Source organism: Brakhagea slesvicensis (assembly GCF_052161625.1).
GTDB lineage: Bacteria > Planctomycetota > Planctomycetia > Pirellulales > Pirellulaceae > JBKCUI01.
The window spans coordinates 3,109,577-3,135,029 of sequence record NZ_CP197412.1 but is presented as its reverse complement, the minus strand read 5'-3'; the positions used below and the strand labels follow the sequence as shown (position 1 = coordinate 3,135,029).

17 protein-coding genes and 1 tRNA gene are annotated in these 25,453 nt (G+C 55.5%); 4 read left to right on the top strand and 14 right to left on the bottom strand.

What is annotated here, in order from left to right:
- Position 1 precedes the first annotated feature (1 nt).
- The 7 genes from SH467x_RS11775 to SH467x_RS11745 form a co-directional block, all read right to left on the bottom strand.
- Entirely contained in the window at positions 2 to 1,579 is a 1,578-nt protein-coding gene (locus SH467x_RS11775) for a hypothetical protein (protein WP_482367317.1), read from the bottom strand.
- Positions 1,580 to 1,762: 183 nt separating this feature from the next.
- Positions 1,763 to 2,371 carry a hypothetical protein gene (locus tag SH467x_RS11770; protein WP_482367316.1) on the bottom strand — a complete coding sequence of 203 codons (609 nt, stop codon included), beginning with the start codon at positions 2,369 to 2,371 and terminating at the stop codon, positions 1,763 to 1,765.
- The gene (locus tag SH467x_RS11765) at positions 2,368 to 2,862 is read right to left on the bottom strand and encodes an RNA polymerase sigma factor (RefSeq protein WP_482367315.1); all 495 of its coding nucleotides are present in this window, start codon (positions 2,860 to 2,862) and stop codon (positions 2,368 to 2,370) included. The genes SH467x_RS11770 and SH467x_RS11765 overlap by 4 nt, the downstream gene beginning before the upstream one ends.
- 159 nt (positions 2,863 to 3,021) lie before the next feature.
- Positions 3,022 to 3,648: a peroxiredoxin family protein gene (locus tag SH467x_RS11760; protein ID WP_482367314.1), complete on the bottom strand. Its 627-nt coding sequence runs from the start codon at positions 3,646 to 3,648 to the stop codon at positions 3,022 to 3,024.
- 28 nt (positions 3,649 to 3,676) lie between these two features.
- Positions 3,677 to 4,477, bottom strand: a complete 801-nt coding sequence (gene panB / locus SH467x_RS11755; RefSeq protein ID WP_482367313.1) for a 3-methyl-2-oxobutanoate hydroxymethyltransferase — start codon at positions 4,475 to 4,477, stop codon at positions 3,677 to 3,679.
- 11 nt (positions 4,478 to 4,488) lie between these two features.
- Positions 4,489 to 5,397, bottom strand: a complete 909-nt coding sequence (locus SH467x_RS11750; RefSeq protein WP_482367312.1) for a hypothetical protein — start codon at positions 5,395 to 5,397, stop codon at positions 4,489 to 4,491.
- A gap of 19 nt (positions 5,398 to 5,416) precedes the next feature.
- A complete protein-coding gene (locus tag SH467x_RS11745; RefSeq protein WP_482367311.1) occupies positions 5,417 to 7,096 on the bottom strand; it encodes a prenyltransferase/squalene oxidase repeat-containing protein in 1,680 nt (559 codons plus the stop codon).
- A gap of 196 nt (positions 7,097 to 7,292) precedes the next feature.
- Here SH467x_RS11745 and SH467x_RS11740 point away from each other — a divergent pair.
- Positions 7,293 to 7,365: transfer RNA gene (locus tag SH467x_RS11740), tRNA-Phe, on the top strand.
- Between the two features lie 208 nt (positions 7,366 to 7,573).
- Here SH467x_RS11740 and SH467x_RS11735 read toward each other — a convergent pair.
- Positions 7,574 to 9,055 (bottom strand): protein kinase domain-containing protein, encoded by a 1,482-nt coding sequence (locus SH467x_RS11735; protein ID WP_482367310.1) that lies wholly within the window; start codon positions 9,053 to 9,055, stop codon positions 7,574 to 7,576.
- Between the two features lie 236 nt (positions 9,056 to 9,291).
- Positions 9,292 to 9,633 carry a transcriptional regulator gene (locus tag SH467x_RS11730; RefSeq protein ID WP_482367309.1) on the bottom strand — a complete coding sequence of 114 codons (342 nt, stop codon included), beginning with the start codon at positions 9,631 to 9,633 and terminating at the stop codon, positions 9,292 to 9,294.
- Between the two features lie 278 nt (positions 9,634 to 9,911).
- On the opposite strand from SH467x_RS11730, the gene SH467x_RS11725 reads away from it, so the two are divergent.
- The gene (locus tag SH467x_RS11725; protein ID WP_482367308.1) at positions 9,912 to 12,650 is read left to right on the top strand and encodes a hypothetical protein; all 2,739 of its coding nucleotides are present in this window, start codon (positions 9,912 to 9,914) and stop codon (positions 12,648 to 12,650) included.
- A 13-nt stretch (positions 12,651 to 12,663) separates the two neighbouring features.
- Here SH467x_RS11725 and SH467x_RS11720 read toward each other — a convergent pair whose 3' ends face one another.
- On the bottom strand, positions 12,664 to 13,899 hold the full coding sequence (locus tag SH467x_RS11720; RefSeq protein WP_482367307.1) for a M48 family metalloprotease: 1,236 nt from the start codon (positions 13,897 to 13,899) through the stop codon (positions 12,664 to 12,666).
- 268 nt (positions 13,900 to 14,167) lie between these two features.
- On the opposite strand from SH467x_RS11720, the gene SH467x_RS11715 reads away from it, so the two are divergent.
- Positions 14,168 to 15,673: a PPC domain-containing protein gene (locus SH467x_RS11715; protein ID WP_482367306.1), complete on the top strand. Its 1,506-nt coding sequence runs from the start codon at positions 14,168 to 14,170 to the stop codon at positions 15,671 to 15,673.
- On the opposite strand, the gene SH467x_RS11710 is transcribed toward SH467x_RS11715, so the two are convergent.
- Entirely contained in the window at positions 15,666 to 17,114 is a 1,449-nt protein-coding gene (locus SH467x_RS11710) for a 2-oxo acid dehydrogenase subunit E2 (RefSeq protein ID WP_482367305.1), read from the bottom strand. The two genes, SH467x_RS11715 and SH467x_RS11710, sit on opposite strands and share 8 nt — an antisense overlap.
- Before the next feature lie 83 nt (positions 17,115 to 17,197).
- Positions 17,198 to 19,927, bottom strand: coding sequence for a pyruvate dehydrogenase (acetyl-transferring), homodimeric type (gene aceE, locus SH467x_RS11705; RefSeq protein WP_482367304.1), 2,730 nt, complete (start codon positions 19,925 to 19,927; stop codon positions 17,198 to 17,200).
- Between the two features lie 407 nt (positions 19,928 to 20,334).
- On the opposite strand from aceE, the gene SH467x_RS11700 reads away from it, so the two are divergent.
- Positions 20,335 to 21,690 (top strand): metal ABC transporter permease, encoded by a 1,356-nt coding sequence (locus SH467x_RS11700; RefSeq protein ID WP_482367303.1) that lies wholly within the window; start codon positions 20,335 to 20,337, stop codon positions 21,688 to 21,690.
- A 69-nt stretch (positions 21,691 to 21,759) separates the two neighbouring features.
- Here the strand turns inward: SH467x_RS11700 and SH467x_RS11695 are convergent, their stop codons facing one another.
- Positions 21,760 to 22,938, bottom strand: coding sequence for an exo-beta-N-acetylmuramidase NamZ family protein (locus SH467x_RS11695; RefSeq protein WP_482367302.1), 1,179 nt, complete (start codon positions 22,936 to 22,938; stop codon positions 21,760 to 21,762).
- Positions 22,939 to 23,010: 72 nt separating this feature from the next.
- Positions 23,011 to 25,263 (bottom strand): DNA helicase RecQ, encoded by a 2,253-nt coding sequence (gene recQ, locus SH467x_RS11690; protein WP_482367301.1) that lies wholly within the window; start codon positions 25,261 to 25,263, stop codon positions 23,011 to 23,013.
- Positions 25,264 to 25,453 lie beyond the last annotated feature (190 nt).

The following is a 25,453-nucleotide window of genomic DNA, read 5'->3' as shown; positions in this document are numbered from 1 at the left end:
TTTACTTCGAAAATCGAAGCGATATCTCAAACCGCATCCCTGCAACCGGGGCAGTTCTTAGAATTGCAGACTCCCCCTGAACTTCGTACTCGAACGACTGCTCCGTCGCGGGATCCATAGAGGCCGGAACAGGAAGCTGCCCAAGGGTCGATGGTAGTGTCCTTTCATGAATCGCACCATACATCCTGACTCCTTCCACAACTTTCAGTATCGCCATCTGCTGCTGCATTCGGATCGACGCTTTCTTAGCCGCTGCAAGCGAAGGGAGGAGCGAGCACGGCATACGAGTCCATACTCCTAACGAATGGCTCTTCGGCTCAGACATCGTCGCATCCATCCTCTCCAATTGATGCAAGCTATCCGGATTCGGCACATGAAACCATTTGAAGAATGAGTCGCGAGTTCGCTCATAATGAAGCTTCATAGCCAAAAACACCGCTTGGGCGTTCCCATATCGATCGACCTGCGACTTCTCCATATGGTGTTCAGCGATAAGATAGGCTCTTGCAGTCAAATGCTCTTCTTCAATCGCCCGCCGAATAAATGCAGCTCGCTCCTCGCGTGGCAAACTACCTAGCGGCTTGTTACTGCCACTCCTGCCGCGATCGTCTGGCGGTTCGATCGGAAAATCTTCGGTAAACGTCGCAAACTCCTCAATGACCGGTTCCCAGTAGCTTGGCTCTCTATATCGCGCGGTAATACTCTCCCACGACTTGAATTGCATTGGAATGAAGTTGGCTTCGATGCTCAGAGACTTTTCAAACCCGACCAAAGGATCCGCTAACGTTGCTAGCGCCCAATAAAGATTGGGACAATCTTTGCGCTGCACCAAATACATTGCATCCGACTGCGCTACGGAACATATGGCAATTCCTACTAGGCCGGAAATGAGGAAATCGTCTTGCCCCAAGTGACGGGCAAGTGCAATCTGCTGTGACAGCACACGTAGTGCGTCCTCCGTGCGCCCCTCCGCAATAGCAAGCCTGCAACGGATGCTTTGCGTTCGCGACAAGTCTCGCATCGCCTGTACCTCCGGAAGCAAATAACCGACGGGGTTGCTCGCCTCGCGAATATTGCGATCCAACTCAAACACCGATCGCATTCTCGCCTCCTCGAGCAAAAAGGGCTGGAACCGGAATAGCTGGAGATACTTGCGAACTTCCTCCACTGGCAATTCGCTCGGATCCATATCGAGGTACGAGTAAGGTGCCACGTCGGCCAACTCCTTACCCTGCTCCTTAGCTTGGCTCGCCGCCTCCTTCAGCATTCGACTCAGCTCGTCTCTCGCAGCATTCTGCTCAAAGAACCCCATCGCCTTGAGATAGTAAGTTGCCGCGTTACCTGGCTTCACATGAAAGGCCTCGGGAAGCAACCGGAGGCTCAATGCCGGGACCGGTTCAGCCATCGGATGCAGCACCAGCGACCGCTTGCGAGTGCTTATGCCACTCTCTGGATCGACCACCGTTTCGTAATCATCCGCCCGAGACACGGAAGTCACCAAAAGACTGACAGGTGTTACTAAACAACCGAGCAACAGAATACGACGAAAACGACGGATGATATTGATTTGAGAACACATGAATGCACCTTCAGTATCGAATGAATAAAACAGTATCGAAACAATAGGCCCCCAATCCCTTGAACAGCCCGAACTCGCCCCTCCGCCCAACCCCATAGTCGCATTTCGCTCCGCGAAATTGCGATTTGGCTCCCCTCGCCCCGCTTCGGGGAGAGGGGCTGGGGGTGAGGGGGGTCGCCCCCTCTAAGTCGTGGGCTTATCCCACTCGTTCAGAACCGCCCCCCAAGCTTTAGGAGTAATCACCCTTGGTGAAGCAAACGGCTGATTCCTCGATTCATCGAATGGACTGGAGGCTTTGGCTTCCTCCGCATTCGCTGTCGATGATTCTTGCGCCGGAGCCAGTTTGGTTGCGGTCAAAATGCGAACCTCCAAACCATCTCGTAACGAAAACATCTGGTCTACAACGCGCAAATCGGCCCTTCGGATAAATCCTCGCGATGATCCTAGGTCAGACGATTTTGGCTTACCCAAAGTCTCCGCACCTTGAGAAGCGAGAGACTCGACCGATGGTAGTGACCTTGTCCTTTGTGATGGACCGTTAACAGGCATCATTTTGACCGCCACAAACATCGCTGCGGCACCGACCAAGACACCGGATGCCCATGCAAGCCAAGCGGACCTGCTGGGCTGATGCACATACACTATGTTTCGTTCCGCCTTGGCCAAATCGGAATTCAGACGATTGCTTGACGCGTTTCGAATAAGTTCCCAATCAAGCTTTGGGGTACGTGGCTTTAAGCTGCGAAGCTGTTCGATTTCGATTTTGAAATCTTGATGGGGATCCATGCTCATGGCTTGCCTCCTGGATGCACTTGAAATCGTTTGCGAAACTGCTCAACGCTCTTCGTAAAGAGGCGATAAGCTGTCGATGCAGAGGTGTCGGTCAATTCGGCGATCTGTTCAAACGTAAGATCCCCCCAAATCCGGGAAGTAACGATCTCACGCTCTAGCGGACTCAGATCGCGAATCCATTCCGCAACCTCTTTAGCATCCAACGAATTCGATGGATCCTCTTCAAACCACGAGTCCCCTGCTAACGCAACCACCGCTTGATGATTGGAGCGGCGTCTATCCGCCCGGGTTTGGTTCATCGCCTTGTTTTTCACAACACGATACATCCAGTTCAGCAAGCTTTCGGGGAGGGTATCGCGACGAGCAAGATCGATTAACGCTTCTTGCAATGCGTCATCGGGATTAGAGCAATACTGGCGAGCGTAAAGAAGCAATGCCGAGCCATGTTGCTCGACAAAGCTTCGTATCTCGCGCTCGTAATTCCAAGACATGCTTTCCCGTCGACTCATTTGAAGAGGATCAACCACCGAGGGTCACTCGGGTTGGACACTACGCTAACGAGTCACCAGCGAAGGAGACTTATTTCATCAAGCCGAGAAAAAAGATCGGGAAAGCGAGAAAATCATATCGGTTCAACGGCGAGAGCGGCTTTATTGGGGAATCGCCGCTAAAACTTCCTTCGCCTCAGCGCGTCCACCATGGGTTCGACTGATTTTGGAATACAAGACCTTGCCATCTTTACCGATCACAAAGGTCGACGGATACGACGTTTCTGCGTCTGCATCCCATCGCAGTCCATAACGACTGGTGAATCCATAGTCTTGATCAAGCACAAAGTGGAAGTGTTTAGGCAGCTCCGTTTTCCCGAGAAACTCCTTTCCTTTGGTTTTGAGATCCTTTACCGCACCGGGGTAGACCAGCACCACATTTGCGTCGCGACTAGCAAACTCCTTCGAGAGACCGACCAAATCGCCTACTTGCTTGGTGCACGCCGGGCACTGATACCCCGGATACCCGCGAAGCAGGGCAATCACGACTGGCCCTTTCTTTAAAAGCTCCGATAGCGACACTTTTTGGCCATCGAGATGGGTCCATTGATAATCGGGCGATTGGTCACCCACTTTGGGCGTTGCGTTGCTCGCATCCTTCGAAACCGTTTCCTGTGCCAGTGCGTTGGAAGGTGCAACAAGATATGCGCTGCTCGCAATCGAAAAAACAAGCCCGGCAGCGATCCACTGCTTGGTAACGCGAACGCCTTTGTTTAGTAGCTTCTTCATCTGCTTCTCCTCCGGATTGAACTCGAACCTACTTCATCGACTCATCGGGACCGGGAAACGTACGTTGCTTGACTTCCTCGCGATACTGCTCCACGGCAATCTTCGCTTGGGCGCGCAAGTCGGCAAACTGCCGCACGAACTTGGGAACGTAACCGCTGTTCCAACCGAGCATATCGTTGGTCACGAGAACTTGACCATCGCAACCCTTGCCTGCACCGATCCCGATCGTTGGGATTGCAATCGATTGGGTGACTTGCTCGGCTAACTCGGCCGGAACGCACTCGATCAGGACAGCGAAAGCCCCAGCATCCACCGCTGCTTTTGCGTCCGCCAGCAGCTGCTCACCATTTCTCTGAACACGGTAACCGCCTAAAGCATGAACGCTCTGAGGGCGGAGACCGATGTGGGCAATGGTAGGTATACCGGCATCGACCATCGCGCGGATCGAGTCGGACTGCTGATGTCCACCCTCCATCTTCACGCCGTGACACTGTGTCTTTTTCATGATCTCAGCCGCGACCGATACGGTATGGGTCACTCCCAATTGGCCAACGGGGAACGGCAGATCGACGATCACCATCGCTCGGCGAGTAGCGCGCGCAACCATTTCGCCGTGATAGATCATTTCTTCGATGGTGACAGGGACAGTCGTCGCTTTTCCTTGTACGACCATTCCGAGCGAGTCGCCCACAAGAATGCAATCGATTCCCGTTTCATCCAGAAGCTGCGCGGTGGGGAAATCGTAAGCGGTCAGCATGGTGATCGGCTGACCTTTCTGTTTCATGCTTTGAAGCGTCTTGACCGTGACGCGGGATGCGGGTGACTCCATTTCAGGCGGTACTACTTCTTTCCTGCATTGCGATAGCGTTGATCCACGACGACAAACTCGAAACCTTTGCCGACTGCAGCGGGTCTGCATTCAAACACGGTCTTGGCGATCTCGGCGATGCGAATGTTCGGACTCCGTTTTTCTTTGAAGTAGCGAGCCTCCGCCTGAGCGAGGAGTTCTTCTGTTTCGGGAGGGATGAATTTGATGGGAGGCCGGCTTCCCAGATTGACACCGGCCGATTGCAAGAACTGTTTGTCGTATTGTTTGAGAACGCCTTCGGTAATGCTCAAAAAGTACAACCGTTTGTCCGCTTTGGGAGAACCGGTTCGTTTCACCGGCTGCGATGCCAGATTGGAGACGTAGTCCACATTGGGCGAGGTGCCGCCATAAGCACCCAGCTCGATCTTGAAGAAATCCAATTGGATGGCGTACCCGCGTTTGTCGCGCGCTTGGAATTTCAAATCCCACCGTTCGTGTCGGGGTACTAAATCGTCCCCTTCCCCTTCCGGTCCCGCTTGCCGGTTATCTCCACGACCATTGGCGGAACTGTTGGCGCTCTCAAGGCTCTCCATGACATCCGAGATGTTGTTGATCGCCTCCGAGACCATTTGCAATGTCGACTCCATCGCTGGTTCATTGAGTTGTTCGACCTCGTCCGGCGTTGGCGGATCAAAGTCTCGTTCGAAACCTGGCGCATTGTCCCCTCGGCCCGAGATTCGCTCTGGCTCCAGCTGAATGACTTCGGCGTTCGAGGAAGCCATGCGAAGGAAAAAGAGTAGACCTAACAGGGCGACAGCCATTCCGACCAGGACCAGCAAGCTGGTAAGGAGGCTGGAGACGCGATCCACGCTATTGGCGCGCATCGAGCTCTCGTCGATCTCAAAGACGTTCGCGGTAATGGGTTTGGATGCTTTGTTCATAGGTGCTAGGGAGCGTGAATCAATCGACAAATACGTAATCGGGTCGAACGGTGAGATACCACTGCCTCCAGCGAAGCACGGCGGTGGTGCGATGATTCGAGTTGATCTCTCCGTCTCGCGGCAAGTGATACGTGTCGAGTTGCCGAGAAATCAATCGCAGGGACGCCTCGGAGTAGCGAGCGACAGCCGCGTCCGGGTCAGTAATCCCGTAAATGAGGGAAGGAACGAAATCGAGATCATCTCCCCGGCCTAACAGCCTCGCTGCAAACTTCCGAGTGGCAGCATCTCGCGAATTCATCAGCCGAGCGAAGCGATTGAGCTGGTCCTTTCGCTCCTTCGGGTCCTTGGGCAAAACCATCTGATCGGGGATCAAACCTTCTTTGCCATCCACTTTCGAATTGTCTTCCAGCATCTTCAATGCATCGTCGATATTTGTGGCGGCCGTCCGATTCATCAACTTCCCGTTCTTGACGACCACGGATGTAGGATCGTCAGGCAATCCTTGTCCTCCCAACAAAACATCGTCGTGCAACTCGCCGATCGCCTTTTGCGTGCTTCGGATCAGGAAGAGGATAGCAAAGCTGGTGCAGATATCGGGACCGAGAGAGCCATCGACATCCCCACCTTTAATGCCCCAACCTCCCGATACGTCTTGGGCGGCGATCAAGGCATCGACTCCTTCGTTGTACCAGTCCGGACTCTTTTCTTTTTTCCCTTTGGTGATCTCGAGAAAGGACTCGTATCGTTCTTTGCTGTAAACGTAGTAGTAGTGCCACATCGAACGCTGGTAGGGATGGGTGTTGAACCAATTCTCAGCGCGCTTCACCACCGTTTCGACTTGGGTCTTGTCGACGGCAGCGGCCTTCTTTTTCTTTTCATCTGGATCGATGCGTTGGAAGGCGGTTGGGACGATCCCTTCTTCCTCCTGGTTCTGAGCCCATTTGCTGCGAAACAATCCGAGCGTGTCACCGGCGATCAAATACCCGGAGAATCCGGCAGCGGTGAGGGAGTTGGTGACGCTGCTGTTCTGACCGTTGGGATCGGGAGCTTGATAAGCCCAGCCGCCATCGTTCTTTTGTGCTGAAGCAAGGAATTGCAAACAGCGTCGAACCGGCTCTTGGGCGATTTCAATATTGGCTTGGCTCATCGTCCAAAGGCAGAGCATGACATATTGGGTTTGCGAGATGTCCCCCGAACCAGCGGTTTTGTAAGGGCTCTCGATCATGTAGCCAAACCCGCCGTTGGGGCGTTGAACGCCGATCAAAACGTCGCGGATGGTCTTGATTTCGGTGCTGTACAACGCGGGATCCACCGAGGTGAGGAGCATCCCCGCGACAGGGACCGAGTACATCGAATCATGTCCCCATTGATACGAGTTGGAGGCCATGCTCCGCGCGATCTCGACTGCTTGCTGCAGCCCCGCCTTGATGCGAGGATGGTCCGGCGTCGCCTCTGGGTCCGCTTTGTAGATGGCCAAAGCGGCCAGCATGGTTCCTCCTTCCCCGTACGAGGAGGGGGGGGTTTTGGAAAGGTAGTCCAGCCCTCGCTTGACCATGTCGAGCACCACGGGGTGTTGTGGGTCGTATTTCTGGGCGAAGGCGGGCAAGTGGCCGCCGATTGCGAGCCAGCCGAAAACGACGATCGAAGCCAACACGCGGAGGGAAAAACGATCCCGGCGTCGGAACAATGCAAGAGCCACGCGCGTCTCCGGACAAGTGAAAAGGGGGTGATAAGCGTCGAAAGGACCGTTACGACTATGCGTAAAGATTACCTCCCGCGGCACTTCTTGACAAACATAGGGAGGGTGAATTGACAAAGTCGGTTTTTGCCCATACATTCCCTTCACAGACGCGGGCATTGCCTCCCTTTGGGTTGATTTTTTGCCCTTGTCCGTTGGTCAGGTAGCTCAGTAGGTAGAGCAATGGACTGAAAATCCATGTGTCGCCGGTTCGATCCCGGCCCTGACCACATTCGAACCTCTGCTTTGGCGGAGGTTTTTTCGTTTCTGGGCTAGCTGCCCCACCCATCGCTGGGTTTCTCGCCACGGCGCAAAGCTCGCAACGGAGCAAAAAACAGTGAATCGATCACTGCCTTAAAGGTGCCAATCGGTTTTCAATCTCGGCGGGCTTGGCGCCTTGGCGAGAAATGGGGCATGACGTGGGCGACGCCTTCCTAACTAGATAGCGGGCTTCTTTTCGGTGAGCTTGGCGAGCGCCTGACGCAGTTCGCGGACTTTAAGGGGCATCGGCAAGAGCACATGCTTCGAACTAGTGTTGGCTCCCCGAATGATATGCTGTTGCTTGGGGTCCACCAACATGATGGCGGGAATGTCCTTGGTATGCTCCTGCTCGGTGAACGTGTTGAAGGCTTGCAACGCTAAGTTACCAAGGTCCGGTGCGCAGAAGACGATGCAATCGGCTTGCACAGACTCGTCCGGAGTGAACTTGCTCAACGCGCGATCAGGATCGCTATAAATCAAAACACGATAGCCGCGCTTCTTGAGCTTCTCCCGCAAGATGTCTTGCAACTCTTGTTTGCTCTCCACGATCATGACGGTCTTCCCTTCCCCCTCCTTGGCCTCCTCCTCATCGATGACCATGATCTCATGCCGCTGGCTAATTCGCTTTTCGGCTTCCGGATTCTCCAACTTCCTGATGGCCGTCTGGACGTCGAGAAGCATGGCACCCGGCGTTTGATATCTCTTCTCGGGATCGAATTCGAGCGCTTTGTTGCAGATCGTATAAACCGACTCAGGCAACTCTTTCACCACTTCCGACAAGGATGGGAAGTCATGAAATCGAGTCACGTTCAATCGTTGCGATCTCTCGCGCGTCTCCACCAGAGCAGGTTTCCCAGAAAGGACGTTGTACATCATGACCCCGACGAAGTAGATGTCCGAGCGAGTGTCCCCCTTTCGAACCCCCGTTCCTCGTTCCAACGCGGCGTAGTCGATCGCCCGTGCGCTGGGACAGTCGGCGATGGCTTTATCGGAAGACGTATCGGCTAACGCTGCAAGTCCGAAGTCCACCAGTTTGCAACGGCCGCTGGAATGCACCAACACGTTGGACAGCTTGAGATCCCGGTGCGAAATCCCTTTCTGGTAGGCGAAGTCCAATCCGGCGCAGATGTCTTGAACAACATGAAGACCTTCTTTCACCGCGAACTGCTTTCGGATCTTCAATATCTCGCGCAGTGTTTCCCCTTCGACAAACTCCATGACTAAATAAGGGGCGCGAGGATCGTTGACGATCTCATGGATCGTGACAATGTTGGGATGCCGCAATTGCAAACCCATGCGGCCTTCACGCAAAAACTGCTCGATCTGCGACATGTCCCCGCGATGGCGACTGCGAAGAACTTTGACCGCGACAACCCGCCCCGTTTCTCGATGGACCGCGCGGAATACTCGGGCGAATGTACCAGCTCCAATCATGTAGAGGACTTTATACGGGCCATAATAATAGCCAAGTCTCTCTCCGGTGAGCAATCGATCCAACTGGAAATTGGTCAGCAACCCTTTCCGTAACAACATGGCCTTCACGTCTTCCAAACTCACGTTGTCGGACCGAAGCTCGGTCCAAACGCGGTCGACATCGACGGACGATGCCAAGTCGAGGTCGAGGACCCGTTGGGTTAAGGATCGAGGGGTGAATTCCATAGGAGGCAAAATTCGATCGGAGGAGGATGGAGAGTGCCTATGCTCACAGGACGGATCGAGCGTCTCAGACACCCCTCTAGCATAGTTCAAAGTCGTTCCGGCAGCCAAGGAAACAAAACAAGCGGACTGACAAGGAAGTGGCGATTCCTAGTCAGCCCGCTTGAAGGCTCTCTAGAGGTTGCGTCGTTCGAGTCGGAGTTCGTCCGGCACAACCTCAGCCCTGTCCAAACCCAACGCTACTCAGAATCATCTTCAGGTCGAAACTCGTCTTGCCCCTCGCCTTGGCTACCATCCCCCAACATCTCAGAAATCTGCTTTTGATAGGTGTCTCGCTCGCGACGGGTCGCTTCCAAATCAAATACGAGATACTTCATGTCCAATCGGAGTTGGCCGATCGACTCCTGTACCAACTGCAGAATCTTGCGGCGTCGATTGGTGCTCTCCACGACACGTTGGAAAGAAGGCTGGATGGCCAACCGGTGCTCTGCAGGCAAAGCGTCGATCACCCGTTGCAGATCCAACAATTCGCTCGGTGTGTCTTGAACCGCGTTGTCGGTGGAATGAGCTGCTTGACTCATGATCGTTTCCTGATTTGTTGTGGGTGACGGCTTTGCCGAAAGGTTGATTACCGAAGATATTCCTCAAGAAATGCAGCTGCCATGCCGAACACCCTAGAGGCCCGCTAGCATTCACGCTAAACCCATGCTAGTCAAGGACTTAGGAAAATCGAGACAATCCGTGCACTTTTCCTAAAGCGCAGAGCTTGTTGCCGATTCGCAACAGGTTTCCATATGGCACCCAGACTTAAGTCCTGCTACAAGAGAGACTTAGGATGAAAGTCGCCAGGTGGATCAGGATGATTCGATTTCTCTACTTACTCTTCGACGATTGTTGCGAAAAGTCAACCGACGGGCCGGTCGTGCGCCGCGGGGTGGCTTTGGCGATTGTTCTCTGCAGCCTGATGTTTCGCTCTGGATCAATCGCGTCGGGGCAATGGATCGAAACGTTTGATCGTCCTGGCGAGTATTTCCGGCTCTGGCGCGATGACTGCCGAGCCGTTCTCCAACGCCCCACCCGATCCGAGCCGGGTGTCGAAACTCTCGAGCTGAGCTTCGGACACGGAACCTACGTCCATTTGCTCTACCCCATCGAACCATGCGCTGTGGTCGATGATCTCGCTGCCTCCATCCGTCTCCGCTGCGTCCACGATGGCCTGAGGCTCGCTCTACGCGTCGTCTACCCGCATTCGTCCCATCAAGCGACGAGCGACCCTCTCTACACCTTGGTCTTTGGAACCGCCGCCGAAGGGAACGGTCGCTGGTCCACCTCGACCGTTCGCAACATACGCCGCGAAGTCGAAACGCATCAACGGCTCCTTCGGGTCAAACACGGTCCCGATATCGACTTCAGCCAACCCTATGTCGACGCGGTTATCGTCGACGCGTACCGATTCCCCGGAACGACCAAATTGCAGATCGATGACCTGCAAATCGAAGGCATGATCGCCCCTTCGAACCTGGCCTCGATGGCGAGCACCGAATCTCGGACGAACGAACCCCCTCTCAGCGCCGCAGAACGATTGAGCTTGATGCAATCGACCGTCCCTCGCTGGATCCAATACCACGGAGAAAGCTTCGAACACTTGCAACAACTCGGATTCAACGGGGTTGTCGCTCCGCGCGCCGAAGAGTCAGGACTGATCGAGCAAGCTGCCGCCACCAAACTGGCTGTCATCGCCCCCCCTCCCTCCTTCGTTCCCGCCGATTCCCTTCAAACGGAATTCTCGCACGTTCAAGCTTGGATGCTGGGCTGGGAACTGAACGAATCGAGCCTGGACTTCACACGACACCAAGTCTCGAAACTAACCCAATTCCCCCCATCCCTCGCGCGGCCGACGATCGGCGAGGCGATGGAAATGTACGGTTCGTTCAGCCGATTGACCGACTGGCTGGCGGTACCAACCCCTCACACGACGCGCGTTCGATCCTTTGACGAAACCGATGAGATTCTTCGCTCGGAATCTCGGTCGCTCGCGGGTCGATCGATGCCCCTGACGTCGATGGTCACTCAGATGTCCAGCGAATGGATGGAACAGAAAGCGATGCTCCAAAACATCGTCGGAGGGGATGCGATCGGACTGCCTGACTACGATTTTGTAGGCACTCGACTCGGGGTCTATCGCACGATGATGCAAGGCACACGAGGGTGGATTTTTCGCTCCTCAGGCCCGCTCGATCGCGGCGACCCCACGACGACGGCCCGCGCCCAAGGCTACAAAGCGATCAATAGCGAAATCGATCTCTTCAGCCCTTGGATCCATTCCAATCAATATGCGTGGAAGTCGGTAACAACCGATTCCCCCCATCACCGCGCAGCGGTCCTCACCGCCCCGAACAGTCAACTTACGATCGTGGTGGCCAGCGGTCCGATGGACCAGATCTGCCCCGTCGCTCCGGACACCGAACGATTGCAAATCGCGATCCCCACGGCCGGTCAAGTTCGACATGTGTTTCGTATCACACACGGGCATCTCGAAACGCTCCGCTCCGAACAGAGAAACGATGCTGTATACGCGGTCATCGATCGCCCCGGATTGATTGAACAAGTCGTCACGGTCGTCGACCCCAAACCGATTGAATACTTGCGAACCCAGTTGGAAATACGTGCATCGACCCTTATGGAAGGACGCATCGATGCAGCCGAGCAGGCCCTCACTCTCTCGCAAATGGCCTTCGTTGCCCAGAAACTTCCCCCCTCCCACCCGAGCTGGGATCGAATCCAACGAGCCAGGACACTTCACCACGAAGCCCTCCATGCCATGAGCCGCTCGAATACCGTGACCGCGCTCAAGAAAGCAGACGAATCGATCCTGCTCTCCCAACGCGTCCTACGTCAATCCTGGGAAGAAGCCGTTGCCCAGTTCCCGTCGTTCCAAAGCAGCCCATACGTCGCCTCACCACTCGCTCTCCCGCTTCACTGGGAACTGAATCGCATTCTTCAAGGTAGACCTTGGCAACCTCTCGGTATGCCTGGTGTTCCTATGAACAGCTGGGAATCGATGCAGCAACAAGGCTGGCGTGTCGATCAACGGCTCACGGATTCGATCACCACGCATGTCACCACCTCGATGCCGGAATCGGGTGGCTCTCCGGTGCTCTCTCTTGTTTCCAACTCCGCATCGGGGCAACCGGTGCCGACCGGATACGCTGGGGCAGCGATGCGTGTCTCGAGCGCGCCGATCGTGGCCCCCGTCGGTTCGATGGTCCATATCCGCGGAGAAGTCCTTATCGAATCACCCCCCAATGAACCGCAAAGTGGACTTCTCATCAGCGATTCCCTAGGCGGGGAATCCTTGGGCCAACTCGTCTCAGCCGCCGATCGAACCGATACACCTTGGAGAATGTTTGGTCTCTCTCGTATGGTCACCAACCCAGCAGGGTTCCAGATCTACTTCGAAACGCGGGGAGCTATGCAAGCACAAATCCGGAACTTGCAAACCGAAATGATCATTCCAAGCCCTCCTCGCGGTATCCCAGTCCGTTCCCTCGAACCCAACGAACAGCCTGAAATTCCCGAAGAACTACTTCGACCCTAAACCTACGCGAAAATCAACAGGCCACAGGACTCTGGTAAGGTGCAATGCGTTGTTGAAGACTCGGATGCGTCCAACTCGTCCGCTCCATCCGATTGTCTCGATAGATTCGACTCAACACATGAATGTACTCCGATGCGGCTTCCTCATGGTTCAGCCCAAACCATCGCGCCCCCATCCGTATCGCACCGCGATCGGCATCCATCTCCGTCCACCAGCAAGTCGCAATGACGAGGATGCCGAATACCACTCCAATCGAGAGCATCGCTAGAACCAAAAGCCAACCATCCAACGTTTGCAACGCTCCGAGCAACGCTGGAACTCCAATCCAAGCAGGTAGGAGACGGACATACGAATGATAACGCCGCACGTGGGCGATTTCGTGTAGCACGATCCACTCGATTTGCCGCATCGTGTAGTTCAGCAAGAGCCGATCCGTGATCAACAGCCTCTTCCCTCGAAACCCACTGACGATCGCGGCGTTCGAATAGCGACATCCCGTGGGCCACAACAGCACTCGTGGAGGACGTGTTCCCGCACGGCGCCACAAACCCATGATGTGACCCGCGAAAGTTGGCTCCATCTTTCCGGCACCGGTCACCCAGATCATCCAATAGGGAAGCAACCAAGAAGAAATCGCGCCGGCAGCGACGAGCGTCGCACAAAGCCAAAATGTGTCCTTCCAAACCGCCCCTTCCAACCGTTGGTTTCCCCACGGAAGGAGCGATACGAGCGCGATGTCTCGCTGAAAAAGCCAGGCCATGGATTCCGTGGCGAAGGAAACGACGATCAGCACGAGCCCCAACCCATTCCCCTTCAAACATTTCCATCCGAAACGATCAAATAAAACGAGCAGAAACAGAACGGTGGGGACCGCAGACAAAATAAGCTTGCCAGTCCAATGCCCTGCAACTCCCTCCATCTGGCCGAACAACTCGGGCCATCCCAACAGCGCCAAAACAAAAGGTTGCACCAAAAGCCACATGGCGATACAGCCAGTCGGAGATGCGCAGGTTGCCATCCAGCGATTCCGACTCCGATGTGCGACCGCATTTCGATGCAGCGTTCGCATCGACAGAAAAACGAGTAGCAGCGTCAAGATGTCAATCAGGAGCATCCCCACCAACCCAACACGGTCCAAGGTTGGACTGCCTGACAGCCCCAATCTTCCTCGAATGCTTTCGATCAGCCACGCGGCAGGCCAAGCAGCCAGCACAGAGGGAATCCAGAAGACATTCAAAACAGAGATCATCGCCTTCGACTCGCTCGAGATAGGCTGCGGTTCCAAGAGGAAACTCTACGGTCGAGAGTTTTATGCTTCTCTCATCGTAAAAAGGGGTGGACCAATCTCGCGATGGAATACCCAACACGAAACTTCACTCTATCGGACTTCGTTCCAGTTGTAGCGAATGCGCAAAGGTTAACTGGTCGAAGCGCCTAGCATCCCGACCGAAGGGAGACGATAATGGAACGGATCCTCGCCCCTCCATGACTCCCCTCCCGCCAAATCCTACCCCTCCATGGTTCGTCTACTTCCATCGCTGCAGCGATCGCTGGATCTCCTACGTTTCGGCTTCACCACTGCATCCTGCCTATTTGCTCTGACCACCACACCCCTCCTCCATGCGGCCGACAAACCTCAATGGACACGGCTCATGCCGGCCGGCGTGACCACAGGCGCCTCAACGCTGGTCGACGCTACGGGCACCTTCACCACATGGCCGGTCCAAATTTGGTGCAGCCTTCCCGGCGTGCACTGGAAATGCTTGGAAAAAGCGGGGGCATTCGAAGTCGCCGTGGATGCGGGCGTAACAGACCAAGTCGCCTGGGTCCGACTGTACAACGAAGGCGGGGCGACAGCGGCAAAGCCCTTTTACATTTCCACCCGTGCGACGAAGACGGAAAAAGAACCGAATGATCGGGTCCTGCAAGCCGCCGAAGAATTGCACGACAACGAAGTCGCCTACGGTCTCCTGGAAAAGAATGGGGACGTCGACCTCTATCGACTCTCGCTGCGAGCGGGCGAACCCTTTTCCGCCATTCTCGACGCCACCCGCTCCCTTCGCTCACCGCTCGACGCACACCTCCAGCTTCTCGACGATAGAGGCTTTGTCCTCACGGAAAATCTAGATCGCTACGGCTACGATCCGGGCATTGCTTTCCATCCCAAAAAGGATGGATCCTACTATCTGCGAGTCTTCGGATTTCCTGTCGAACCTGATAGCACGATTTCGTTTCGCGGGGGAGCCGACTGGTGCTATCGAGTGCAATGGCAACGCAGCCCTCTTCCATACGACACATTCAATGCAGAAGGAATTTTATTACCATCTGCTGCACCCGAGGGGCCATCCCCCATTTCAAAAGAATCGGCCGCGACGGTCTCCCTCCCCTTCGATACCCAACGCGCGATTCTGCAGAACAAAGAAACACATTTCTATCGGATTCAAAACCTGGCGGGCAAGTCGCTGGAAATCCAATTGCTCGCCCAAACGATCGGCTCCTACCTGGATGCAACCCTCACCATCACCAACAAAGAGGGGAAGCAAGTATCGTTTCAAGATGACGACAAGACGAATCGGGATCCCAAGCTGATATGGCAAGTCCCTGATAACGAAGAGTATTGGGTGACCGTTTCCGACTTCCATAAACTCGGTAGCGAAGATCGTGTCTACCGACTTCAAATCCGAGAGCGCACCGCGGGTTTGCTCGCAACAGCTTCCGCAGAATTAAAAGAGAGCAAGGCGAACGAAGAATTCGAATGGAGCATCGCCCTCGAGCGGGTGAACAACTGGATGGGAGAAGTGGAAGTAGTCGGTGTAGGACTACCCGCAGATGCGGTACTGTCCAACACCCAATTCAGCGTGACCAAAGATGGCCCCAAAGCGCACGCAATCAAAGTAAAGCTGCCGACGCCCTGGCAAGGCCCCTTTGCACTTCAATTGAAACTCGCGGGTATCGAAACGCCGGTGCCCGTCGCCGGCCCAAGCCAGGCCGGCGTTTGGATCTCCAACGTGGCGACTAAATAGCGAGCAACAGCCTGCTTGGAGCTTCGAGATAAGCGATGATATCGTTCAAGAACCGGGCAGCCGTCGCCCCATCGACGAGACGATGGTCGTAGGCCAAACTCAGAGGCATCATCAACCGCGGTTTGATCGAATCGTCATCCATCACCACAGGAAGTTTCCGCGAACGACCAACGAGCAAAATCGCCACCTCGGGCACATTCACAATCGGAGTGGAATAAGTCCCACCGATAGCGCCGAGATTGCTGATGGTGAAGGTTCCACCCCGAAGATCGCTTACGGCAAAATCATTGCTACGAACACGATTCGCGAGATCGGCTAACGCATACGCGACGTCCGGAATCGACATCCGGTCGGCATTCTTCAGAGTTGGAACGACCAACCCGCGATCGCTATCGACGGCAATACCGAGATTGACGTAGTCCTTGTAGATGATCTGCTCATTTTCCATATCGAGCGTTGCATTGAGCGCCGGATGGTGTTTGAGCGCCGTCGCTACAGCCTTGATCAAAAATGGCATCGTCGTGAGTTTGATCCCTCGCGATGCGTAATCATCTTTACTCGTTTGTCGGAAGGCTTCCAGCTCGGTCACGTCGGCATCGTCAAAGTTCACCACGCGGGGGACCGATTCCCACGAACGATGCATCTGATTGGCGATCGTCTTCCGGATCTTGGTCATCCGATCCACACGAATCGGTCCGTAATCGTCTTGCGATGGCGTACCAGGAAGAGTGGCGGCTGGGCTCTTCGACGCGCTCTTGGATTCGCTGATTCCGGACGCGGGAGCGGGTGCCGCAGGAGCCGGTGTTCGGGCTGCTTGGCTCGCGTGACGCACGACGGCCATCACATCTTCACGCGTGATGCGACCTCCTTCACCTGAACCGACTACACTTGCTAAATCGACCCCCACTTCACGAGCTAAGCGGCGGATGGCCGGACCCGCGGGAATCACATCATCAGCGAAAGGCGTTCCCTCGTTATCAACAGCAGGAGCAGCAACGGGAGCCGCAGCGACAGGAGCTGCAGGAACGGCTACCGGACGGGCAGGCGCGACAGGTGCAGGACGAACGGGTTCTGGTTTCGGTGCCGCCGGTGCAGCCGCTTGTTGTGGAGCTGCTGCAGGGGCGGGTGCTGCTGGGGCGGGTGGTGCAACCGGTTGTGGCGCTGCAGCAGCGGGGGCCGGAGCCTGGGCTGCAGCAGGAGCGGCTGCTCCAGACGCTTCAATCGTCGCGATAACCGTCCCGACGGGAACGCTTTCCCCCTCCTTGACCGTGATGCTCAGAATCTTGCCGGCTACCGGGGAAGGAACCGAAACGGTTGCCTTGTCGGTTTCCATCTCGATGAGCGATTGTTCTTTCTTGACGACGTCACCAACGCTCACGAGGATTTCGAGAACGTCGCCAGATTCGATGCCTTCACCAAGGGAGGGAAGCTTGATTTCCATGTCAGGATTCTGCTGGGTAAACGAACGAGGTTTGAAAATGCCCAAGCCCAGAATCGAGCTTGGGAGATGAAGGAATCTACGCCTTAGGCGAACAAGGGATTGGGCTTCTCAGGATCCAATCCCAAGTCGCGGATCGCCTGGGCAACAACCGCCGGGGCAATCTTTCCTTGCTTGCTGAGTCGATACAACGCTGCGATGGTGATCGAGACCGCGTCGACTTCGAAGTGACGGCGAAGGGCCGGTCGCGTCTCACTGCGTCCCATCCCATCGCAACCCAGAACGCAATAGTCCTGGCTCAAGTAGGGGAGGAGCTGTTCGCCTACGGCTCGCACGTTATCGCTCGCGGAGATGATCGGCCCCTCGACTCCATCCAACACCGTTTGAATGTAAGACTTCATCTCAGGCTGATCCGGGTGAAGCATATTCCAGCGCTCGCAGCTTTGTGCATCGCGACGCAATTGGGTGTAACTGGTCACGCTCCACGCATCGCTGGCGATTCCGTAGTTCTCTGCCAGAATCTGTTGGGCTTCCAGTACGTGCCGCAGGATCGCTCCACTACCAAACAGTTGCACCCGAGCCTTGGCCCCGTCGACTTCCTGGGATTTGAAGCGATAGATACCCTTGATGATCCCGTCTTCGACACCCTCCGGCATCTCGGGCATGTCATAGTCCTCGTTGTGGACGGTGATGTAGTAAATCGCAGTCTCACCTTCTTGATAAAGCCGTCGCATACCGTCAAGGACGATGACGACGGTTTCGTAGGCCCAAGCCGGATCGTAGGCTCGCACGGTGGGAAACGCGATCGCGTTGAGGTGGCTGTGACCGTCTTGGTGCTGCAGTCCCTCGCCATTAAGAGTCGTTCGGCCTGCAGTTCCTCCGATGAGGAATCCCTTTGCCCGCATGTCGGCGGCTGCCCAGATCGAGTCGCCTACACGCTGGAATCCGAACATGGAGTAGTAGATGTAGAACGGAATCATATTGATCCCGTGGGCCGAGTAAGCGGTACCGGCAGCGACGAAGCTGCTCATCGAACCGCATTCGGTGATCCCTTCTTCCAAAATCTGTCCGTCTTTCGCCTCTTTGTAATAAGCGACCTGATCGGAATCGATCGGTTCGTAAAGCTGGCCGGCGTGGGCGTAGATACCGATTTCCTTGAACATTCCCTCCATCCCGAACGTACGCGACTCGTCAGGCACAATCGGGACAATCTGAGAGCCTACTTGCTTGTCTTTCACCAGTCGGTTCAAGAAGCGTACAAATCCCTGGGTTGTGCTAATGTGCTTGCCTTCGACTTGCAAGCTCATGAACTTGCGATAGTCATCGAGCGAAGGTGTTTCGGTCTTCGGATGAACGGTGGGGCGGCTCGGGAGGGATCCTCCTAGCTGCTTGCGGCGATCCTTGAGATACTTGATCTCATTGCTCGACTCGGGTGGCTTGTAGAAAGGAGCATTCGCAACTTCTTCGTCGGAAATCGGAATACCGAAACGGCTTCGGAACTCCAGGAGCTCCTTTTCGTTCATTTCTTTGCGGTTGTGAGCGATGTTTCTCCCTTCACCCGCTTCACCCAAACCGTATCCCTTGATGGTCTTCGCCAAGATGACCGTGGGCTGTCCTTTGTGCTCGACCGCTGCCTTGTAGGCTGCGAAGACCTTCTCGGGGTCATGACCACCTCGCTTCATCTTCTCCAACCGCTCGTCGGAATAGTTCTCGACCAGCTTGAGAAGCTCGGGGTATTTCCCGAAGAAGTGCTCGCGGATGTAGGAACCTGGCATCCCGGTGTACTTTTGATACTGGCCGTCGACGACCTCGGTCATGCGTTGAACCAGCAGACCCGATTCGTCTTTTTGAAGCAGCGCGTCCCAATCGCTTCCCCAAACCACCTTGATCACATTCCAGCCGGCACCTCGGAAGACCGCTTCGAGCTCTTGCATGATCTTGCCGTTCCCGCGGACCGGACCATCGAGCCGCTGCAGATTGCAGTTCACGACGAAGACCAAATTGTCCAGTTTTTCGCGGGAAGCGAGGGTAATGGCGCCGAGGGTTTCGGGCTCATCGCATTCACCATCCCCGAGGAATGCCCATACTTTTTGGCCACGCGTGTCCTTGAGACCGCGGTCGTTGAGGTACTCGTTGAATCGGGCTTGGTAAATCGCCATGATCGGCCCGAGCCCCATCGAAACCGTGGGATATTCCCAGAAATCGGGCATCAACCAAGGGTGGGGATAGCTGCTGAGGCCCCCTTCTGGTTGCAATTCGCGGCGGAAGTTCTCGAGCTTCGCCTCCTCCAATCGGCCTTCGACATAAGCTCGGGAGTACATCCCTGGGGACGCGTGCCCTTGGAAATAAACAATGTCGCCGCCGTAGCCGGATTCGCCCCGCCCTTTGAAGAAGTGATTGAAGGCGACTTCGTAGAGGGTAGCCGAGCTGGCGAAGGTGCTGATGTGCCCCCCTTGCCCTTTGTTTTTCGTGTTCGCGCGAACGACCATGGCCATGGCGTTCCAACGGATGATGCTCTTGATCCGCCGCTCGAGCTCCCGGTTTCCGGGGTACGCGGGCTGCTTGGACGCAGGAATGGTGTTGATATAGGGGGTCGTGGTTTCGAACGGGATATCGACCCCTTCGGCACGAGCCCGGTTTTCCAACGCCTTGATCAGATAGCGAACGCGTTCCTCACCCTTGCTCTTGCGAACATAATCCAAGGAACCGAGCCACTCGCCCGTTTCCGCTGGGTCCACATCGATAGGCGCTGCGACTTGGCCCGCCGCTGCCAACACCGAAGGGTCGACTTCTCCCAAGACTTCTGCGTCCGACATATTCCGTCTTTCTCAATGATCCAAAACGAGTTAGCAAAGGCAGTCTCCTGCCCCGCTAGGATAATTGCAAAACCTAGCATTGTCGCGAAATTGGTAACCTACGTAAAGATCCGAAAAGCTTATGGAGCAAGGTTCTCTTCAGACAGACTGCATTACAAGTGCGACTAATGCTGGGTTCATGCGGTTTTTGCCCTCGCGGAGCCCCCGCCCAAGCAGGGTTCCTGAGACGAAAGCGAACTCCTTTGCCATCGGCGACTCCACCGGGGAGACCAAGACGGCCAGCTGGCGACTTATTAGGGAAAATAGGCCCCGCACCACAAGACGTCTCGCCCCGATTCATTACAGTAGGACCTGCAGGAAACTCCAACCAATAAACTCCACAACGGATTAGCAGGTTCGAAGATCGCATGGTTTGGGATTGGGAAATCGATGGATGGATCGTCCTGGCCGGCTCTCTGGCTGCTGCCTGCGCGGCTGTTTTGGGCTCCTTTCTCCTCCTTCGACGTTTGAGCTTGCTGGGGGATGCGATCAGCCATTCGGTACTTCCGGGAATCGCAGCTGCGTACTTGTTTACCGGCGAGCGGGCGTCTTGGAGTATCTTCGTCGGCGCGGCGGTGACCGGGTTGGCGACGGTTTGGCTTATCGAATCGATCCGTCGATTCGGAAACGTGGAGGAATCCGCCTCCATCGGAATCGTCTTCACCTCGATGTTCGCACTGGGGCTCGTCATGATCGTCCGAGCCGGCGATAACGTCGATCTCGACCCATCCTGCATCCTTTACGGGAACCTGGAAACGTCGATCCTCGATACGGTCTCCACTTCGATCGGAGACATTCCCCGGGTCGTGCTCACGCTCGGCGGTGTCCTCGCGCTGAATTTGGCCGCAGTCGTGATCTTCTACAAAGAATGGAAGGTGACGACGTTCGATGCTGCCTACGCACAATCGCAAGGCATTCCAAGTCGCTTCTTTCATTACCTGCTGGCTTCACTAGTCGCCGTCACCTGCATCGCAGCCTTTGAAGCCGTCGGCAACATCCTGGTCATCGCCGTCCTCATCGTCCCCGCCGCGATCTCGTTTCTTTGGACGGCCCGCCTCTCCACCATGCTGGCATGCTCGGTTTCGGTCGCCGTATTCATCGCGATCACGGGGCACCTTGCCGCGATTTGGCTACCCCCCTTGGCGGGTCTTCGTTCGGTGAACTCGGCTGCCATGATGTCCGTTGCTGCCGGTCTTTTTTTGACCGCAACCATCTTCATCAGCCCTCGTGGCGGTTGGCTCTTTCAACGCTGGCAACAAATTGTGATCACGCGAAAGATCCTGCAAGACGATGTCTTGGCCTACCTTTATCGCCTTCAAGAACAATCGGCTGCACCGAACTACCAAAATCAACACGGACTGCAAACCACCCCGATAACTGCCCAACGCTTCCACCGGAACGAAATTGCACGAAAGCTACATGCTTCCCCTGCGAGAATGGCGCAAGCAATACAGCAACTGGTGACTCGCCATGCCATCGCAGTTCGAGGCGAAGAAGTCGAGCTCACAGAGCTAGGATTACGCGAAGCCCAGAACTTGGTCCGTTCCCACCGGCTGTGGGAGCAATATCTCTCGATCGAAACAAACCTGCCGGACGACAAAGTCCACCCGCATGCAGAGTCCTGGGAACACTTCACCAACTCGTCGATGCGGGGAGAATTGGACCAACGGACCGGCAATGCACCCACCGACCCCCACGGACGTACGATCCCCCCTGAATCGTAAGCGGTTTTGTTTTCTGGTTTTAGAGACGTGGTCTAGCGTGCGGAAGCTGTCGAGGACGACAGCTAGACATTAGCGATACAGCCGAAAAGACCGGAGTTGATCGCGAAACGTCTCTTCCTCTTCTTCCCAAGCTCCTGCGATTTCCTTCCAAGGAACATCGGCTTCGATCGCCAGACGCTCACGACTCGATCCAAATAACAGATCGATAGCGATCGGGCTCTCGACGAATTCGTAAATCTCCGTTCGCCATCGAAATCGCTCGATCGATTGCCGACGCATCGCCTGCAATAGCGCCAACCCAACCCGAACAGGTCGAAAACATTCGCGATCCAGAACGTGAATCTGCACCCCTCCACAATCGACATTCGCATGCTTTTGAAAAGTAGGCCGGAAACAAATCGGTCGGAAATAAACACCTGGTATCCCTTGCGCATTCATTTCCTTCGCCAAGTGCGTCGCATCGATCCACGGCGCTCCACAGATTTCAAACGGTCGTGTTGTTCCTCTCCCTTCGCTCAGAAGCGTCCCTTCGAACAGGCATTGGCCCGGATAAACCAGCGCCGTGTCGAGAGTCGGCATATTCGGTGAAGGCATGACCCACGGTACGCAGGTTTCGTCTCCATAACGATCCCTCTCCCACCCCTCGCATCGCACGACTTGCAAAAGTTCGCTGGGCAGCCCGAGATCGTCCGCATAACACAGCGCCAATTCGCCAATGGTCATACCATGGCGCACCGGTATGTTATGCGCACCAACGAAGCTTTCATAACCTGGCCGCAACACAGGCCCTTCAATCTCCATTCCACCCAGAGGATTGTGGCGATCCAAGATCATCACGGGCAATCCCATCGGCAACGCGACTTGCATGCAGTACAGCATCGTCGCTTGGAAGGTATAAAACCGCGTCCCGATGTCTTGCAAATCGATCACCAGGACATCCAAGCCTTCGAGGGACTCTTTGCTGGGACGCAAACTCGCGACATCCTTGCCATACAAACTAACCACTCGCGTGACGGTCTTGGATTCCTCTTCTGTAACACCGATCAAGTCCTGTGCTTGACCGTGCAAACCATGTTCTGGGCCAAAGATAGCCGACAATGTCAGCGGGGCTTCCGCGAATCGTTCGAGCGAACTTCGGAGCGTGCGATCGACCGCGGCCGGGTGCGTGACCAACCCGACTCGCTTGCCCCGCAGCGGACGAAATTCCTGTTCGATTAAAACATCCAGCCCGCTTTTGATTGGGACCATCGTTGCAGTGACTTGCTTTTGTGATTCTAAGAAAAGGAAGATCGAAGCATGGTCGCCTAGCGACGTCATGACTTAACGACCGACACGCGAGGTGTGAAACGATAACACGATGCGAATCGTTTCGTAATCCACCGTCCCATTCAAGTATTCGAAGATGGGCTTGAGTCGATCGGCTTGCGTCACCTTGGCCGCCTCCAACACCTTCAACTCCACATCGTGACTCACCCAAGGCTCGATGCTCTCGCTGGATTCGGACTCCAGCCACTCGACAAGGTATCTCGCGATGGTTCCCCTCGAGAGATTCATAGCAGCTGCGACCGCTTCGATCGATTCCTTGCGTCGAAAGTGCTTCCTCGCTTCCTGCTGTCTGCCGGGAATCCCTTCGCGGGCGGCGCCATGCGTACCAGACCCACCGTCGCGTGAATCGCGCCGGACGATTTCGTGGAGGACCCGAACATCCCGGGCCAATCCTCTACCCATCGCGACCCGTTCGATGCACGCGAAAAAGGCCTCGCCGTAGGCCTTGCATCGCGACTCCCCCATGCCATGGATCGCTTTCAATCCGTCAAGCGAACTGGGTCGGACCGCCGCCATCTCTAAAAGGGATCGATCATTGACGATCACATAAGGTGGCAGATTTGCGTCCGCTGCAAGCTGCTTTCGAACTTGCCTCAACGCCTCGAAAAGGGGCTGATCGGCCGCTTCGCTGAGCAAGCTCGTGGATTGCGCCGCTTTGATTTTCTTCGGGGCCGATTGCAACAGGATCGGTGTGACCGTTCCTCGCAACACTCCCTTTGCGTCGCTCCCGAGTTTCACAATGGGGTACTCGCCAGCCTCGATCCGCAACATCTGCTGCCCCACTAGCTGATAGACCCAATCTTGGATTTGCTCCTTGGTGTATCCCTTCATGATGCCGTACGTGCTCAATTGATCGTGCTTGCGCGATCGCACCTCTTTTGTATTGGCTCCCAGCAAAACATCGGTGAGGTACTTCACACCGAATCGCTCGTCGATGCGAAAGACACACGACAGGATTTTCTGGGCAACCTCTTTGGCTTCGGGGATGCAATCGGTTTCCCCCAGACAGACATCGCACGCGCCGCACGATGGCCGAGGATAGGGCTCGGCAAAGTATTCGACCAACGCGCGGTGCCGGCACTTGGGAACGCGGCAGTAATTCACCATGTCTTCCAAATGCTGCAACGTGGATTGCAGGATCGCCTCATCGGCGTGGGCGTCCAACAGACTCTTTTCGGTAAGTCGACGGATTGCGATCGCATCGGCGGCGGAAAAGAACAACGTGCAGTCGGCGGGGAGCCCATCTCGTCCTGCACGGCCCGTTTCCTGTTGGTAATGTTCGATCGACTTCGGCATCGCAGCGTGAACGACGAAACGAACGTTCGATCGATCGATTCCCATTCCAAACGCAACGGTTGCGACGACGACATCCACGGTCTCGCCAACAAACGCTTCCTGGGCTCGTTTGCGTTCTTCGTGGGGCATTCCGGCGTGATATCCGACCGCGGAGATTCCTTTTGACACGAGGTAAGCGGTGTGCTCCTCCACATCTTTGCGACGCATGCAATAGACGATCCCGCCAGTCCCTCTGAATCGATCGCAAACTTCATAGACCTGCGTGAACAAATCTCCACGCGGGATGATACGGTAGTTCAGATTGGGGCGATCAAAGGAACTGACCAGTACGTTGGGATCGCGCAGCTGCAATTGTTCGACAATATCTTTGCGAACTCGCTGCGTGGCTGTCGCGGTGAACGCGTGGATCGCCGCTTTGGGAAACTGACTTCGCAACTGCCCCAGTTGCCGATATTCAGGGCGGAAATCGTGCCCCCATTGGGATACGCAGTGGGCCTCGTCGATGGCAAACGTATGGGGCGGATGCTCCGAGAGAAAGCGAAGGAAATCGGGGCTCAACAATCGCTCCGGTGAGACGAACAGCAACCTTGCCTCGCCGGAACGGACCAGCCTGGCAGCGTCCCGTTTTTCTTCGGCATTTAACGTGCTATCGACACGCACCGCGCACACTCCCACCGTTCGCAACGCGTCGACTTGATCTTTCATCAACGCCAGCAACGGGGAGACAACGACCGTCAAACCGCCGGAGTATACAGCGGGAGCTTGGTAACAAAGCGACTTGCCACCCCCGGTCGGCATCACGACCAGAGTATCGCGGCGGCGCAATATTGATTCGACCGCATCGCGCTGCGAGGGCCGCAGAGAATCGTAACCCCAGACTTTCATCAGCATCTGGGTGAAGGCGGATTCGGTGACGATTGAATCCGCGGGAAGAGCGGGCGTGCTACTCATGTTTTTGTCCTTCGAGTTTTACATTGCAAGAAACCTGTCAAAGCGAATGGAACTCTGTTTCCCGACAGAGCTCAACTTCAAAAGTGTATCGAATTCGAGGCGGTAAATCGACCGGGAGCGACAAAGTTCGCTGCATATGCTTTAATAACTCGCCGGTTCATAGAATCGGTTTAACCAAGCTTTCCCGTTG

Excerpts from the sequence above, each read along its gene's own strand:
- SH467x_RS11775 (WP_482367317.1), bottom strand. The coding sequence starts at position 1,579 with ATGTGTTCTCAAATCAATATCATCCGTCGTTTTCGTCGTATTCTGTTG.
- SH467x_RS11770 (WP_482367316.1), bottom strand. The coding sequence starts at position 2,371 with ATGAGCATGGATCCCCATCAAGATTTCAAAATCGAAATCGAACAGCTT.
- SH467x_RS11765 (WP_482367315.1), bottom strand. The coding sequence starts at position 2,862 with ATGTCTTGGAATTACGAGCGCGAGATACGAAGCTTTGTCGAGCAACAT.
- SH467x_RS11760 (WP_482367314.1), bottom strand. The coding sequence starts at position 3,648 with ATGAAGAAGCTACTAAACAAAGGCGTTCGCGTTACCAAGCAGTGGATC.
- panB (WP_482367313.1), bottom strand. The coding sequence starts at position 4,477 with ATGGAGTCACCCGCATCCCGCGTCACGGTCAAGACGCTTCAAAGCATG.
- SH467x_RS11750 (WP_482367312.1), bottom strand. The coding sequence starts at position 5,397 with ATGAACAAAGCATCCAAACCCATTACCGCGAACGTCTTTGAGATCGAC.
- SH467x_RS11735 (WP_482367310.1), bottom strand. The coding sequence starts at position 9,055 with ATGGAATTCACCCCTCGATCCTTAACCCAACGGGTCCTCGACCTCGAC.
- SH467x_RS11730 (WP_482367309.1), bottom strand. The coding sequence starts at position 9,633 with ATGAGTCAAGCAGCTCATTCCACCGACAACGCGGTTCAAGACACACCG.
- SH467x_RS11725 (WP_482367308.1), top strand. The coding sequence starts at position 9,912 with ATGATTCGATTTCTCTACTTACTCTTCGACGATTGTTGCGAAAAGTCA.
- SH467x_RS11720 (WP_482367307.1), bottom strand. The coding sequence starts at position 13,899 with ATGATCTCTGTTTTGAATGTCTTCTGGATTCCCTCTGTGCTGGCTGCT.
- SH467x_RS11715 (WP_482367306.1), top strand. The coding sequence starts at position 14,168 with ATGGTTCGTCTACTTCCATCGCTGCAGCGATCGCTGGATCTCCTACGT.
- SH467x_RS11710 (WP_482367305.1), bottom strand. The coding sequence starts at position 17,114 with ATGGAAATCAAGCTTCCCTCCCTTGGTGAAGGCATCGAATCTGGCGAC.
- aceE (WP_482367304.1), bottom strand. The coding sequence starts at position 19,927 with ATGTCGGACGCAGAAGTCTTGGGAGAAGTCGACCCTTCGGTGTTGGCA.
- SH467x_RS11700 (WP_482367303.1), top strand. The coding sequence starts at position 20,335 with ATGGTTTGGGATTGGGAAATCGATGGATGGATCGTCCTGGCCGGCTCT.
- SH467x_RS11695 (WP_482367302.1), bottom strand. The coding sequence starts at position 22,938 with ATGGTCCCAATCAAAAGCGGGCTGGATGTTTTAATCGAACAGGAATTT.
- recQ (WP_482367301.1), bottom strand. The coding sequence starts at position 25,263 with ATGAGTAGCACGCCCGCTCTTCCCGCGGATTCAATCGTCACCGAATCC.